The organism is Actinomadura sp. NPDC047616 (assembly GCF_040642915.1).
Lineage (GTDB): Bacteria > Actinomycetota > Actinomycetes > Streptosporangiales > Streptosporangiaceae > Spirillospora > Spirillospora miaoliensis.
This window is the reverse complement of sequence record NZ_JBEYTB010000021.1, coordinates 68,128-82,895: the sequence shown is the minus strand read 5'-3', so window position 1 is coordinate 82,895 and position 14,768 is coordinate 68,128. Positions and strand designations below refer to the sequence as shown.

The window sequence follows — 14,768 nt, the reverse complement described above, 5'->3', positions numbered from 1 at the left end:
CGCGTGCCATGCTGGACGGAGGGCACACAGCGGGACCATCGGGGGAGGTCCGCCATGACCGTCATCACCGACCACTTCCGTCACGCCGTGGACGACATGACCGCCCGCGTGCACGGCGTAGGCGACGACCAGTGGCACCGGCCCACGCCGTGCGCCGACTGGGACGTCCGCGAGCTGGTCAACCACGTCACCGTCGAGAATCTGTGGGTGCCGCCGCTGCTGGCGGGGCTGGCCGTCGCGGACCTGGGCGACGTCCTGGCCGGCGACGTGCTCGGCGCCGATCCCGTCGCGGCCTGGGACGCCGCCGCGCACAAGGCCGTCGACGCGTTCGCCGCCCCGAGCGCCGCCGACCGCACCGTCCACCTGTCGTTCGGGGACGTCCCGGGCGCCGAGTACGCCGGCGAACTGGTGGCCGACATGGTCATCCACTCCTGGGACGTGGCGCACGCGACCGGCGGGGACGAGCGGCTGGATCCGGAGCTGGTGGACGTCGTCGCCGCGTGGTTCGCCGGCAACGAGGAGGCCTACCGGTCCGGCGGGCTGATCGGCCCGCACCTGCCGACCCGGCCGGGCGCCGACCGGCAGACCCGCCTGCTGGCCGCCTTCGGCCGCCAGGGCTGAAACCCCTGCCGAACCGCCGGGCAGCGCCTTCCGCACGCATAACCGCCTGCGCAGATGTTCACCGGGAACGCCGCGGGAACACCCGGTCACAGGAATCCCCGATAACAGATCCCTGACGATCGTCCGAGAAATCCTCGTCAACATCTGAACTGATCAGTAATATTCGGGCGACACGATGGGAGGGTGCCGTGCGCAAGCGAACGGACCGGCTGATCGCCATCGGGAGCCTCACCGCGGTCGCCGTGGTACCGACGATCCTCGTGCTGGGCCCGTGGGGCGGCGACGAGAAGGCCGGGGCGCGCGGCTTCACCGGGCCCACCCCCGTCGCGGACGCGGGCACCGGGCTGCCGGGGCCGGCCTCGTCGCCGACCCCCAGCGCGAGCCGGACCGGCGGCGGTCCCTCCGAGCGCCCGGCCGCGGGGCGCGTGCTGCCGTTCCCCACGCTGTCCTCGACGCCGTCGCCGGGTTCGTCCCGGGGCGGCGGTGGCGGCGGTACGGGCTCGGGCGGCGGGTCCCGCCGCACGGCCGACGACGGCGCGAAGATCACCAACGTGAAGTGGCGGGGCAAGCGGCAGGCGGACGTCACCGTCCAGTCCCCCGCGCTCGGCACCTCGCACAAGGTGCGCGTGCTGGTGCCCAGGACGTGGAAGTCCTCCTCCACCCGCTCCTGGCCGGTCGTGTACGCCTTCCACGGCGGCAACGACACCTACGTCTCCTGGACCCGCAGCACCGACATCGAGCAGTACGCCGCCGCCTACGACGTCATGGTGGTGATGCCCGAGGGGCGCAACGGCTCCTACACCGACTGGTACAACTACGGCCGCGGCGGCATCCCCCAGTGGGAGACCTTCCACATGCTGGAAGTGCGGCAGCTGATGGAGCGCAACTTCCACGCGGGCGCGTCGCGCGCCGTCATGGGCATCTCCTCCGGGGCGCAGGGCGCGGTCACCTACGCCGCGCGTTACCCGGGCATGTTCCGGTACGCGGCCGCCTACAGCGGTGTGCTGTCGATGCTGTCGCCGGGCATTCCCGCGCTGCTGCTCTACATCAACTCCGGCAACGGCAACGGCTCACCGGAGCGGATCTGGGGCGACCCGGTGCGCAACCGTTCCAACTGGGCCGCGCACGACCCGACCTCCCTGGCGGCACGGCTGCGCGGCACGTCGGTGTACGTGTCGTCCGGCAACGGGCAGGAGGGGCCGCTCGACAAGCCCGGCAAGGCGCCGTGGGACATCGGCTACCTGAGCGAGACCCAGGTCGAGCGCGCCTCCAAGGACTTCGCGCGGCGGGCCCGCTCGGTCGGCGTCTCCGTATCGACCAACTTCTACGGACCCGGGTCGCACAGCTGGCCGTACTGGCAGCGCGAGATGCACCGTACGTGGCCCGGCATGATGCGCGCCATCGGCGCCCGGAAGTTCTGACGGGTATGGCTCCCACCCGCTGCGACTGCGACCGGCCCAGGCTGACGGTCGTGCTGTCGCTGGCCGAACGCGGCGTTCCCCATGGTTCGGCCGGGCACGACATCATCTACGACTACACCCGCGTCAGCGAGTGCTCCGAGTGCGGCGGCGGCGTGGTCGAACACTTCTCCCACGACTGCTGGGACATCGGCGACCACGCCGACTACGACAAGTACTGGTGGTGGCGCGTCGACATGGACGCCATCAGGGAACTGGTGCGTGCGTGCCCGGCGCCGCTCGACCCGGCCTGCGGCTGCCCCGTGCACCAGGGGCTCGGCGCCGGCTCCCCGAATCCGCTGCCGCCCTCGGCGGAGACGCCCTACGACGACGTCACGGTCCCCCGCGCCGGGGTGCGCGTGGTCGACGGCGTCCCCCGGTGGGCGTGAGACACCCGAGGACGGTGCCCGGGTCCGGGTGAAAGGCCGGTACGGTCGAGATCGTCGATCCGAGGGAGCCGACACGCGGGCGCCGACGACCACCACGGGAGAGCCTGGGGCGATGACCGACACCACAGCGGGCGGGGTGAGCCGTACCGTCACCCGGCTGGCCGACGGCCGTGAGCTGATCTACTTCGACGAGGGGCCGGCCGCCGCGCCGCGCCCGCCCGACACCCGCCCGCTGCCGCCGTCGCGCCCGTCGGTGGAGCTGCGGCACGACGTGCTGCACGACGAGTGGGTCACCGTCACCACGCACCGCAACACCCGCACGTTCCTGCCGGACGCGGCCGCCTGCCCGCTGTGCCCGAGCCGGGACGGGCGCAGGTCGGAGATCCCGGCCGACGACTACGACGTGGTCGTCTTCGAGAACCGGTTCCCCTCGTTCGCCGCCTCGCCGGAGGCCGCCTCGCCCGAGACACGGCCGTCCCCGGTGGACGGCGAGCCGCTGTTCGCCCGCCGCCCCGGCAACGGGCGCTGCGAGGTGATGTGCTTCTCCAGCGACCACACCGCGTCCCTGGGGTCGCTGCCGCCGCGCCGGATCCGCACGGTGATCGAGGCGTGGGCCGACCGCACCGCCGAGCTGTCCGCGCTGCCGGGCGTCCAGCAGGTCTTCTGCTTCGAGAACCGGGGCGAGGAGATCGGGGTGACGCTGCACCATCCGCACGGGCAGATCTACGCCTACCCGTTCGTCCCGCCGCGTTCGCGGCAGGTGCTGGCGTCCCTGGAGCGGGCCGCGGGCCGGGACCTGTTCGGCGAGGTGCTGGCGGCCGAGCGGCGCGCGGGCACCCGGATCGTGGTGGACGGCGAGCACTGGACGGCGTTCGTCCCCGCCGCCGCCCGCTGGCCCGTGCAGCTCCACCTGTACCCGCGGCGCCACGTGGCCGGCTTCCCCGGGCTGGACGAGGACGAACGCGCCGAGCTGGCCGAGCTGTACCCGGCGCTGCTGCGGGCGTGCGACGCGTACTACGACGACGACGCGCCCCTGCCGTACGTGGCCGGATGGCACCAGGCCCCCCGCGGGGCCCACGACACCTACCGCCTGCACCTGCAGCTGTTCTCGGTCCGCCGCGCGCCGGGCCGGCTGAAGTTCCTCGCCGGGTCGGAGTCGGGCATGGCCGCGTGGATCAACGACGTGGCCCCCGAGCAGGTCGCCGAACGCCTACGCGAGGTCGTCCACAAGGACGGCTGAGCGTTCGGCCGCCAGGACCGAGCGGACGAACTCGTCCGCGTCGCGGGCGGCGCGGTCGTGTTCGGCGGTGAACGTCTCGTCCGTGAGCGCCCGGCGCAGGACGGCGGCGACGCTTTCGCTGTCGGCGCGTTCGGCCGGGCCCGGGCGCAGCCCCTTCCTGCGCCGTATCCCCGTGGCGGCCCCCAGGCAACGGGCCGCCTCCGCGTGGTCGCCCGCGAGCACCAGCGCGGCGGCCATGCCCTCCAGGGAGAAGACCATGTCCCTGGGGCCCTCGTAGCGGACGGCGTGGCCGAGGGCCTCGCGGTGGAACGCCATGGCGGTGCCGGCGTCGCCACGCCGCTCCGCCACACGGCCCAGGCCGATGAGCACGATCGGCAGGTACAGCGGCGTCTCCACGGGCGCCGCCTTCAGCAGCGTGCGCAGGTGCGTCTCGGCCTCGTCCAGCGCCCCTTCCCGGCAGGCGGTGTGCCCCAGCACCAGCCGGGCGAGCGAGACGGCCGAGAGGCCGTGCTCCACCGCCATGCCCAGCGCGCGTTCGCCGTACCGCCGCGCCTGGACCAGGTCGCCGCGCATCACCGCGATCCAGCCGAGCCACCCCAGCCGGCCGACGACGTCGGGCCACAGGTGCAGTTCCTCGGCCAGCCGCAGGCTCTCGCGTTGCAGGCGGTCGGCGCGGTCGTAGTCGCCGGTCAGGTCGGCGAGGCCGCCCAGCCACTCGGCCGCCTGCAACTGCCCCCAGCGGTCGCCCAGCTCACCGAAGATCCGCGCGGCCCGTTCCGCCAGGTCTTCGAGCACGGCCGGGTCGCCGCTGGAATGGGCGCGCTTGGCCCGGACGATGAGGACGGCGCCCTCCCCCCAGCGGTCCCCGGTCGCCGCGAACCCCTTCTCGGCGCAGTCGAGCAGCGCGTCGTCGTAGGAGCGGTCCGCCTCCTCGCTGCCGGTGAACGCCAGGAACCACTGCGCGTGGGCGAGGCCGTCCGGATCGTCCACCTGCTCGAACAGCCGCAGGACCGTCTGCCGGTCGGCCTCCTCGGCGGCGCCCTGCATCAGCGCCAGTCCGACGCTCCACGCCGTCGCCCGCGCGTACGGCACGCTGACGCGCTCGTCCAGAGCCAGGGCCGCGGCCAGGCAGCGGCGGGCCTCGGTGAGCCGCCCGCGCAGCACCCAGTACCAGGCCAGCGCGTTCACCAGCCGCAGCGCGGCGTCGGCGTCGCGGTCGGCCACCGCGCCGTCGAACGCGGCGCGCAGGTCGGCGGTCTCGGCGTCCAGCAGCCGCAGCCACCGCGCCTGGTCGCCGCCGCGCAGCCCCGGCGCGGCGCGTTCGGCCAGGTCGACGTAGTGGCGCCGGTGCGCGCGGCGGACCGTCTCGTGCTCGCCCGCCTCGGCCAGCCGGTCGGCGCAGTAGGCCGCCACCGACTCCAGCAGGCGGTAGCGGGGGCCGTCGCCGCCGCGTTCGGTCATGACGACCAGGGACCGGTCGACCAGGCGGATCAGCAGGTCGAGCACGTCGGCCGCGGGAACGTCGGCGCCCGCGCACACCGCCTCGGCGGACTCGGGCGAGCAGCCGTCGGCGTGCACGGACAGGCGGCGCAGCACCGCCCGCTCCGGCTCGGCGAGCAGGTCCCAGCTCCAGTCGATCATCGCCATGAGCGTCTGCTGGCGGGGCGGGGCGCCGCGGTGGCCGGTGGCCAGCAGCCGGAACCGGTCGTCCAGGCGCGCCACCAGGCCGTGCACGCCCAGCGCCCGCACCCGGGTCGCCGCCAGCTCCAGCGCCAGCGGGATGCCGTCCAGCCGGCGGCACAGCACGGCCACCGCCGCCGCGTTCCGCTCGTCCAGCGCGAAACCGCGCGCGGCGGCGGACGCCCGGGCGGTGAACAGCCGAACCGCCTCGCAGCGCGCGACCTCACGCACATCCGCGTCCCGGCCGGGCACGTTCAGCGGCGGCACGCTCCACACCACCTCCCCGGCCACGGCCAGCGGTTCGCGGCTCGTCGCCAGGATCCGCAGGCCGGGGGCGGCGCGCAGCAGCCGGTCGGCCAGCTCGGCGGCCTGCTCGACGACGTGCTCGCAGTTGTCGAGGACGAGCAGCATCCGGCGGGCCCGCAGCGCGCCCGCGAGACGGTCGGCGGCCGTGCCCTGCCCCGGCGAGTCGCGGATGTCCAGCGCCGCCATCACCACGTCGGTGAGCGGGCCGAGCGGATCGCCGGCGGCCCGCGACGGGTCGAACGCGGCCCGCGGCGGGTCGAACGCGGCGAGCTCCACCAGCCACGCGCCGTCGGGGAACGCGTCCGCCACCCGGCCCGCCACGGCCAGCGCGAGCCGCGTCTTGCCGACCCCGCCGGGCCCGGTGAGCGTGACCAGCCGGTCGCCGCGCAGGCGGTCCTCGACCTCCCGGACGGCCGCGTCCCGGCCGATCAGCTCGGACGCCGGGGCGGGCAGGTTGCCCCGGGGCGGGCCGCCGAGGGACGGATCCTGGGTCAGGATCGACCGTTGCAGCGCGACCAGCTCGGCCCCCGGGTCGAGCCCCAGCTCCTCGGCCAGCCGGGTGCGCAGCGACTCGAAGCTCTCCAGCGCCTCGTGCTGCCGTCCGGCCCGGTACAGGGCCCGTATGTGGACGGCGCGCAGCCGCTCGCGCAGGGGGTGGAGGGCGACCAGGTCGCCCAGCTCGGCGGCCAGCGCGGTGTGCTCGCCGAGCGCCAGCCGCAGCTCGGCGTGGTCCTCCAGCGCGGTCAGCCGCAGCTCCTCCAGCCGGGTGATCGCGGCACGGGCGAACGGCTCGTCGGCGAAGTCGGCGAGCGCGGGGCCGCGCCACAGCGCCAGCGCGTCCCCGAGCAGCGCCGCCCGCGCGGCCGGGTCGCCGGCCCGCCGCACCCGGTCGAGCATGTCCTGGAACCGCACGGCGTCCAGGCCGTCCGCGCCGACGTGCAGGACGTATCCGGCGGGACGGGTCTCCACCAGCGCGCGGCCGCCGGGCTGGGCGTCCTCCAGCACGCGCCGCAGCTGCGACACCTTGACCGCCAGCGCGCCCGCCGGATTGCCGGGCGGACGCTCCCCCCATAGATCGTCGATCAGCCGGTCGGCGGGCACCGGACGTCCCTCGTGCACCAGCAGGTCCGCCAGCAGCGCACGCACCTTCAGGCCGGGCACCGCGACCGGTGCGCCGTCGTCGGTCCACACCGCCAGGGCCCCCAGCACCCCGAAAAGCATGAGCGGCACGATAGCGGTCCCGATCAGCCAAAAACAGGCCGTAATGATTCCGTAAACGCCTCCCGGCACTGTTGTCCCGTCAGCGCCGAGGGGACACGAAGGAGGCGGAGATGCCAGGCACCGACCGGCTGCGGATGGCGGTCATCATCGCCAGCACCCGCCGCGGCCGTTTCGGCCCCACCGTGGCCGGCTGGTTCGCCGACCGGGCCCGCCGCCGCGGCGACCTGGACGTCGACATGGTCGACCTGGCCGAGGCGCGGCTGCCGCACGAGCTCACCGACCACGACGAGCCGGCGCCGCCGCCCGTGCGGGCGCTGGCGTCCCGGCTGGCCGCCGCCGACGCCTTCGCCGTGGTCACCCCCGAGTACAACGTGAGCTTCCCGGCCCCGCTCAAGGAGGCCATCGACTGGTTCTACGAGGAGTGGCGCGCCAAGCCCGTCGCCCTGGTCACCTACGGCCGGGACTCGGGCGGCCTGCACGCCGCCGCCCAGCTGCGGCAGGTCTTCGCCGAACTGCACGCGGTCACCATCCGCGACGGCCTCAGCCTGCCCCGCTACTGGGACCACTTCACCGCCGACGGGCGCTGGCCCAAGGCGGCGGCCGAATGCAACACCGCCGTCAACCTGACGCTCGACCAGCTCGTGTGGTGGGCCCGCGCACTGCGCGCCGCCCGCAGCGAGCACCCCTACCCGAACTGAACGCAAACGGAGGAACCACCATGGGCAAGATCGTCGCGCTGAGCTACATGTCGCTGGACGGCGTCGCGCAGGACCCGCACGAGTGGACGATGGAGTACTTCACCCCCGAGCACCAGAAGTTCGCCCACGGGCAGCTGTTCGCCAGCGACGCGCTGCTGCTCGGCCGCGTCACCTACGAGGGCTTCGCCGCCGCCTGGCCGCACATGGAGGAGCAGACGGGCGAGTACGGGGTCCGGATGAACACCCTGCCGAAGTACGTCGTCTCCACCACCCTGGAGAAGGCCGAGTGGAACAACTCGACCATCATCCGGGAGAACGTCAAGGACGAGCTCGTCGCCGTCAAGGAGCGGCACGAGAAGGACATCCTCGTCTTCGGCAGCGTCGACCTGGTCGACTCGCTCATCGAGTACGGCGTGCTGGACGAGCTGAAGCTGTGGGTGCACCCGGTCGTGGTGGGCAAGGGCCAGAAGATGTTCCGCGACGGCGCCCCGCTCAGCAAGTGGACGCTGGCCAGCACGTCGGTCATGGCCTCGTCCGGCACCGTCGTCCTCGACTACCGCCCGGCCGCGGCCGGCGCGTGACTCCCCGCCGGGGCGGTGCGTGCGGGGTCACCGCCCCGGCAGGGTCACCTGGAGGGACAGCGGGCCGCGGTGGTCCAGGGTCGGCCGGTAGGCGATCCGCTGTCCCGGCGCCAGGCGCAGCCCGGGCAGCCGCTCGGTGAGGACCCGCAGGGCCACCTCGGTCTGGAGCCGGGCCAGCGGCGCGCCCAGGCAGTAGTGGGCCCCGTACCCGAACGTCACGTGCCCCGCGGGGGCGGACCGGGAGACGTCGAACTCCTCGCCGCCGGGGAACGCCTCCTCGTCGCGGTTGGCCGCCGCCAGCCACACCGCGATCTCGGTGCCCGCGGGCAGGTAGCGGCCCGCCACGATCGCGTCCCGCGTCGTCACGCGCAGGAAGACGTGGGTGGGGGTGTCGTAGCGGGCGATCTCCTCCACCGCGTTCGGCAGCAGGTCGCGGCGCTCGCACAGCAGCCGCCACTGGTCCCGGTGCGTCAGCAGCCGCAGCAGGCCGTTGCCGAGCATCGCCGACGTGGTGATGTGCCCGGGCAGCACCACCCCGAAGATCAGGTCGACGGCCGCGGCCTCCCGGTCGGGGGTGAGGCCGTCCTCGCCCCGCGCGCACGCGGCGGTCACCGCGCCGATCAGGTCGTCGCGCGGCTCGGCCAGGCGGGCCCGCACGTGCCGGGCGATGAGCCGCCGGAGCCTCCCCTGGGCGCGGGCGGCCTCGACCTGCTCCTCCTCCGCCGCGAACCGGTGCGCCATCGTCAGCGACGCGGCGCGCAGGCCGTCCGCGCCGACCTGCTCGCTCTCCTCCGCGGGGATGCCGACCAGGCGGCAGATGACGTCCACCGGAAGCCGGCCGGCGAACCGCTCCATGAAGTCGGCGCGGCCGTGCGCCGCGCACTCGGCCGCCAGCTCACCGGCCAGCGCGGCGGCGCGCTCGGCGATGTACGGCTCGGCCTCGGCGACCCGTTCCGGCGCGAACGGCGCGGCGACCATCGAGCGCAGCCTGCGGTGCGGCTCGCCGTCCATCTCGATGAACGTGGCGCACGGCGGGTACGGGCTCGCGGCCAGCTCGGCGAGGACGCGCGGGGAGAGCGGCGCGAACGGCCGCAGGGTGTTGGCGGAGGAGAACGTCGCGCCGTCCCGCAGCACCCTGCGCACCTCGGACAGCCGCGTCACCACCCAGGCGTTCAACGCGGGCGAGAAGAAGATCGGCTCGGCCTTCCGCGCGCGCTCGTAGAAGGGATGGGGATCGTCCAGGTGCACGCCGAGCGGGTCGTACTCCTCCCCCAGACGGTCGCCCCAGACCCCGTCATCCGTCAGCCGTTCGGTCATGTCGACTCCTGGCCTGCTCGCCCGTGTGCGCAATCTAACCCGCGCACCGCTCCCCCGGCAGGCCCCGCTTCCGGCAGTCACCACCGCGCATCCCAGCGTTGCCTCACCCCCTCGCACCCGTCGGCCGCAAACGCCGGCACCCGGCCTTCGGCAACGCGAGAGGCCGGGTGCTCGGGCGGTGGTGTCCGTACTGGACGTCAGCAGCAGGTGCGGGACGAGCGCAGGGGTGAGGCGGCGGCGCCGGCCTCTTCGTCGGTGGCGATACGGCCGCGCACCATGTGCTCCATGACCCGCATGAAGCGCTGCGCCCTGGCCTGGCCGAGGACGAACGGGTTGCGGGAACCGGTGGAGCCGCTGCGCAGTTCCTCCATGCGCGCCAAGCCGTAGTCGCTGGCTCCGTGGTTGTTCAGTTCGACGTCCACGCCCGCGCGGCGCATCCGGGCGGCGAAGTCGAGCACGGAGGACAGCAGGACCCGCTTGTCGGGAGTCGCGGCGGGCGGGTTGGTCCCGCCCCACAGCATCGCGGTGTGCCGCCGTCCCTTCCACCGCACGGGGAAGATCGCCGATACGGTGCCCTTCGTGTGCCCGGGCGTGTGATGGAACGAGACGGTCGTGTCGCCGAGGGTGAGCCGCTGCCCGTCGGCGATCTCCAGGTCCCGGGCGGGGGCGTTGGCCGGGGCGTCGGCGGCGAGGAGGTCCCAGTCGGCCGGGTGCATCATGACCCGGGCGCCGTACCGGTCGGCGAAATACTGGGCGCCGCCGAAGTGGTCGTAGTGCCCGTGGGCGGCCACCACGTACCGGATCTTCGACGGGTCCACCCCCACCGAACGCAGCTGCGGCACGATGATCTGCTCGGCCTCCTCCGGCGAGCCGAGCGCGTCGATGAGGATGACGCCCTGCGACGTGACGAGCGCCGTCGCCGACACGAAGCCGGTGCTCACCACCGCCACGTCGTCGAAGATCCGCAGTGGTTCGGGGGCCGGCACGGACGGCGGCACGGCGCCCGGGCTGAGCGCCTTGACGATCTGCCGTAGGACCGGATCGTCACCGGCCAGCCTGGCCGCGCGGTCGTAGTGGTCCTGCGCGCTGTCGAGCGTGGCGGCCGACGCCTCGGCCTTGCCTGCCGCCAGCGGCAGGAGGGCCGCGGCCACCAGCACCGCACGGCGGGACAGGGCGGACTGCTCGAACGACATCTGGTGGTACCTGCTTTCGCTGTACCGGGGCTCTGGGGAGCGGTGGACGTGGACGGCCCCAGCAGAGCAGAGGCGATCATTTGGTGTCCAATACCGATATCGCCCTCGAATCGATCTAGAAACTGGTATCGATACTGATCGGACGGGGCCGGATACAGTGCACGCGCGGAGGTGATGGGGTGACGACGCAGACGCGCGACCGGCATCGGGCGGCCTACTTCGCGTTCGACCGGTTCCCGTCGAGCAAGGGGTCGGCGGTGCACATCGGGCACATGGCCGATGAGCTGTTCGCCCGTCGCGGCGGCGGGCTGCTGGGCGTGCTCGGCGGCGGTGACCTGCCCCGATACCAGCGCGAGGACGGCCGGGAGATCGTGCGGTTCGACGCGCGGATCCCCAACCTCCTGGACCGGGCGGAGGCGTTCTCCGCGTGGGTCGCCGAGCTGATCGCCCCGCATCTGGACGCACTGGAGATATGCCACGTCCGTGACCCGTGGGGCGCGCTGCCGGTCGTCACCGTGCCGGGCCGCCGCCACCGGGTGGTGTTCGAGGTGAACGGGCTGCCGTCCATCGAGATGAGCCACACCTGGCCGTGGGCCGCGCCCGCCACGCTCGCCAAGATCGCCGAGGTGGAGCGGTTCTGCCTGCGGCGGTCGGACGCGGTCGTCGTGCCGTCGCGGGTGATCGCGGGAGCGGTGGCGCGGCATGGCGTGCCCGACGACAGGATCCATCTCGTGCCGAACGGGGCCGTGATCCCCGAGGCGCCGTCCCGGCCCGCCGGCGCGCCTGAGCGCTACATCGTGTACGTGGGGGCGTTGCAGCCGTGGCAAGGGGTCGACGTGCTGCTGCGCGCGTTCGCCAGGCTCGCCGACCTGACGGACCTGCGGCTGGTGGTCTGCTCGTCGATGCCGGAGCGCAGGGCCAGGCGGCTGTGCGGGCTGGCCGAGCGGCTCGGGGTCGCGGAACGGGTGCGGTGGCGGTTCGTCCTGCCGCACCACGAGGTGGCGGCCTGGCTGGCCCACGCGGACGTGTCCGTCGCGCCGCTGACCGGCTGCGCCCGCAACCTCGACCAGGGCTGCGCCCCGTTGAAGGTGCTGGAGTCGATGGCCGCGGGGACGCCTGTGGTGGCGTCGGACCTGCCCGCCGTCCGGGAACTGATGTCCGACGGGGAGCACGGGCGTCTCGTCGCGGCGGACCGTCCCGCCGAACTGGCCCGCGCCATACGCGTCCTGCTGGAGTACCCCGAGCAGGCGCGGGCGATGGGCGGGCGCGCGCGGGCGCACGTAGCCGAAAATCTCACCTGGAGCCACTCGCGCGCTCGGGTCGCGGAGGTCTACCGTACGATCGCCCCCTGACCGTGACGAGCACGGCAGACACGACCCACACGGCAGACACGAACTACACAGCAGACACGAACTACAGGGCAGAACCGACGGTCGCGCCCTTGCGCAGGCGCCTGGACACGTCCACGCGGTGCACTGTCTTCGTCTTCAGCTTGGTCTTGTGCTTACCGCGCGGGTTCACCTTGTGGACCTTGCGGTAGCGGACCCGGTCGACCACCGACAGTTCCAGCACGCTGCCGTCGCGCAGGTCGGCGCGCAGCCGCAGCCACGGGTCGTGGGACCACCACTCGATGATGGAACGGACCGGGCGGCGCCCGGGGAACTTCTGCCGGGGGGTCAGCTTGCCCGGCGCTTTCGGGCCGCGCAGGTCGAGGGTGACGCCGAGACCGCCGTTGGGCGCCATGTCCGCGCACACCACCCGCAGTAGGGGGACCAGGACGGTCGTGACCCGGGCCGGCGGCGCCCACTTGCGCCTGCGCACGGACTCACCGTGCCGGGCCAGGCTCTGGATGAGCGCCTCCCACTCGGCGGGACGCATCGTCACCGACAACCCCCGCTGCCAGATCAGCTGCTGGTGCAGCGGGTGGAAGGTGTCGATGGCGGCTCGCTGTTTCCGCCAGAACATCGCCGGGCCACCACCAATGCGCGTCGCGTCTCGTCTGCTCTGCCGTGTAGTTCGGCGCGTTCGAGCCCGGCAACGACTGGTCGCGGGGCAGCGGTGACTTCGGCGGCTCCGACGACGACACGGGGTTCGTGGACAGCTGATGGCGCGCGTTCTGTGGCTGACCGAGCACTATCCCCCCAGCCGCGGCGGCATGGCCGAGTCCTGCGACCGCATCGTGCGCGGGCTGCGGGGCGCCGGGGCGGAGGTGGACGTCGCGCATCTGACGCGGCGCGACCGCCCCTGGACGGTCGAGCGTGAGCACGGGGGGCGCCTGCTGACCGCTCCGCTGGGGGACGACCCTGAGCACGCCCTGCGTCGCCTGTGGACGACGCTCACCGCGGAGGGGCTGGCGGCGGGCGTCTACAGTCACGTGGTGGCGTTCGGCGGCACGTACGCGTTGCTCGCCGCTCCCGTCCTGTCGGCCTTCCTGGGCGCGCCGTTGGTGACGCTGCTGCGGGGCAACGACCTGGACACCGGGCTGTTCTCGATACGGCGTCGTGCCACGCTGCTGGAGGCGTTGCGCGCGTCCGCCCGTGTGTGCGTGGTGGCCCGTTCGCACGCGCCCATGGTGTCGGCGCTCGTCCCGGACACGCCCGTGACATGGGTGCCCAACAGCGTCGACACGAACACGTGGCAGATCCTGCCGTCCGAGCGCGAGCGCGGGCTCCGGTGGCGGGCCGGCAACGTCGCCCCGGGCCGCCGCACCGTCGGCGTCATCGGGCACCTGAAGAACAAGAAGGGCGTGGGCTTCCTGCTGGAGGTCTTGGCCGCGTCCGGGCACGCCGACGCCTTCCACCTTCTGCTGGTCGGGGAGGTGGAGGAGTCGGTGTCCGCGTGGCTCGCCCAGCGCGCCGATACGGTGCACCACTCGTTCCTGCCGTTCCTGGAGCGGTACGAGCTGCCCGCCGTGTACGCGTCGTGCGATCTGGTGGCGCTGCCCTCGTTCTACGACGGCATGCCGAACGTGTCGCTGGAGGCGGCGGCGCTCGGCATTCCGCTGCTGGCGTCCGACGCCGGGGGGCTGGCCGACGTGGCCGACGACGAGATCGGATTCGTGTTCCCGGCGGGCGACCGGCACGCCTGCCGCGCCGCCATCGACCGGGCCGCCCGCGCCGGTGACGAGGAGCTGGCCAAGCTCGGCGCGGCGGGCCGGGAACGGGTGCTGCGCGACTTCACCCCGGCCGCCGAGACCGCCGGTTACCTGGCGGTGTTCGACGCAGTCGCCACATGATCGTCGCGTATGTGCGCGGTGACGGCCTCGGCCACCTGACGCGCCTGCGGGCCTTCCTGCACACTCTTGGGCGCGCCGGCGAACCCGTCACGCTCCTCACCGCGTCCACGTACGCGACCGACCCGCGCGTGATCGCCGGGTACGAGGTGGTCCGCGCCCCCGGCGACCTGGACCGCACGGGGCTCGCGCGCTGGACGGCCGCAACGCTCGCCGACCTCGCCCCGGACGAGCTGGTGGTCGACGCCTTCCCGGCCGGGCTGCGCGGGGAGTTGACGGCCGCCTCCGTCAGCGGGGCGGCGCGCGTCGTCCACCTGGCACGGCTGCTGCGCTGGGACGCGTATCGCCCCCTGCTCCCCGCCGACCCGCCCCGCTTCGACCGGACGTACGTCCTGGAGCCCTTGGCCGCAGAGCATCTGGCGCATGTGAGGGCGCACTCCGCGGAAACGGCGCCGCTGGAGTTGTCCGAACCTCCGGTGGCGTGCCCTGCGGCCTCGCCGGGCGGCTGGCTGGTGGTGCACGCGGGGCCGGAGGGCGAGGTGCAGGAGCTGCTGCGCTACGCCCGCGACATGGCGGCGTTGGAGAACGTGCGTCCGCGCCTGACGCTGGTGTCGCCCAGACGCCCGGCACACCTACCGGGCGACGTGGGACATCTCGACGTCTACCCCGCGTGGCCGCTGTTCGCCCAGGCGGAACGCGTCATCACGGCGGCCGGGTTCAACGCCGTACGGCAGCTGGCGCCCTGGCGTGACAGGCACCGCATGCTGCCGTTTCCCCGCAGCCTGGACGACCAGTTCACCCGCGCGGCCCGTCATCGCTGACGGACGCCCCCG

At 73.8% G+C, this 14,768-nt stretch carries 13 protein-coding genes; 9 read left to right on the top strand and 4 right to left on the bottom strand.

Annotation, left to right across the window (positions count from 1 at the left end):
• Positions 1 to 54 precede the first annotated feature (54 nt).
• The 4 genes from ABZ801_RS36570 to galT all read left to right on the top strand — a co-directional run bounded on the left by ABZ801_RS36570 (position 55) and on the right by galT (position 3,707).
• Complete coding sequence (locus ABZ801_RS36570) at positions 55 to 621, top strand: TIGR03086 family metal-binding protein (RefSeq protein WP_360707202.1); 567 nt, start codon at positions 55 to 57, stop codon at positions 619 to 621.
• 188 nt (positions 622 to 809) lie between these two features.
• Positions 810 to 2,042 (top strand): alpha/beta hydrolase family protein, encoded by a 1,233-nt coding sequence (locus ABZ801_RS36565; protein WP_360707199.1) that lies wholly within the window; start codon positions 810 to 812, stop codon positions 2,040 to 2,042.
• Between the two features lie 5 nt (positions 2,043 to 2,047).
• On the top strand, positions 2,048 to 2,467 hold the full coding sequence (locus ABZ801_RS36560; protein ID WP_360707196.1) for a hypothetical protein: 420 nt from the start codon (positions 2,048 to 2,050) through the stop codon (positions 2,465 to 2,467).
• Between the two features lie 136 nt (positions 2,468 to 2,603).
• Positions 2,604 to 3,707, top strand: coding sequence for a galactose-1-phosphate uridylyltransferase (galT, locus tag ABZ801_RS36555; RefSeq protein WP_360707297.1), 1,104 nt, complete (start codon positions 2,604 to 2,606; stop codon positions 3,705 to 3,707).
• On the opposite strand, the gene ABZ801_RS36550 is transcribed toward galT, so the two are convergent.
• Positions 3,678 to 6,914, bottom strand: coding sequence for a BTAD domain-containing putative transcriptional regulator (locus tag ABZ801_RS36550; RefSeq protein WP_360707193.1), 3,237 nt, complete (start codon positions 6,912 to 6,914; stop codon positions 3,678 to 3,680). The genes galT and ABZ801_RS36550 overlap by 30 nt on opposite strands.
• 110 nt (positions 6,915 to 7,024) lie before the next feature.
• On the opposite strand from ABZ801_RS36550, the gene ABZ801_RS36545 reads away from it, so the two are divergent.
• On the top strand, positions 7,025 to 7,612 hold the full coding sequence (locus ABZ801_RS36545; RefSeq protein ID WP_360707190.1) for an NAD(P)H-dependent oxidoreductase: 588 nt from the start codon (positions 7,025 to 7,027) through the stop codon (positions 7,610 to 7,612).
• A gap of 20 nt (positions 7,613 to 7,632) precedes the next feature.
• A complete protein-coding gene (locus ABZ801_RS36540; RefSeq protein ID WP_360707187.1) occupies positions 7,633 to 8,193 on the top strand; it encodes a dihydrofolate reductase family protein in 561 nt (186 codons plus the stop codon).
• A 27-nt stretch (positions 8,194 to 8,220) separates the two neighbouring features.
• Here ABZ801_RS36540 and ABZ801_RS36535 read toward each other — a convergent pair whose 3' ends face one another.
• Together ABZ801_RS36535 and ABZ801_RS36530 are read right to left on the bottom strand one after the other, a co-directional pair.
• Entirely contained in the window at positions 8,221 to 9,510 is a 1,290-nt protein-coding gene (locus ABZ801_RS36535) for a cytochrome P450 (protein WP_360707184.1), read from the bottom strand.
• 197 nt (positions 9,511 to 9,707) lie between these two features.
• Positions 9,708 to 10,703, bottom strand: coding sequence for an MBL fold metallo-hydrolase (locus tag ABZ801_RS36530; RefSeq protein ID WP_360707180.1), 996 nt, complete (start codon positions 10,701 to 10,703; stop codon positions 9,708 to 9,710).
• Positions 10,704 to 10,882: 179 nt separating this feature from the next.
• Between ABZ801_RS36530 and ABZ801_RS36525 the strand changes: the two genes are divergently transcribed.
• Positions 10,883 to 12,055 (top strand): glycosyltransferase family 4 protein, encoded by a 1,173-nt coding sequence (locus ABZ801_RS36525; protein ID WP_360707178.1) that lies wholly within the window; start codon positions 10,883 to 10,885, stop codon positions 12,053 to 12,055.
• A 61-nt stretch (positions 12,056 to 12,116) separates the two neighbouring features.
• Here ABZ801_RS36525 and ABZ801_RS36520 read toward each other — a convergent pair whose 3' ends face one another.
• Entirely contained in the window at positions 12,117 to 12,668 is a 552-nt protein-coding gene (locus ABZ801_RS36520) for a hypothetical protein (protein WP_360707176.1), read from the bottom strand.
• Positions 12,669 to 12,807: 139 nt separating this feature from the next.
• On the opposite strand from ABZ801_RS36520, the gene ABZ801_RS36515 reads away from it, so the two are divergent.
• On the top strand, positions 12,808 to 13,938 hold the full coding sequence (locus ABZ801_RS36515; protein ID WP_360707173.1) for a glycosyltransferase family 4 protein: 1,131 nt from the start codon (positions 12,808 to 12,810) through the stop codon (positions 13,936 to 13,938).
• The gene (locus ABZ801_RS36510) at positions 13,935 to 14,756 is read left to right on the top strand and encodes a hypothetical protein (RefSeq protein WP_360707170.1); all 822 of its coding nucleotides are present in this window, start codon (positions 13,935 to 13,937) and stop codon (positions 14,754 to 14,756) included. Before ABZ801_RS36515 ends, ABZ801_RS36510 begins: the two co-directional genes overlap by 4 nt.
• The last annotated feature ends 12 nt before the right edge of the window (positions 14,757 to 14,768 follow it).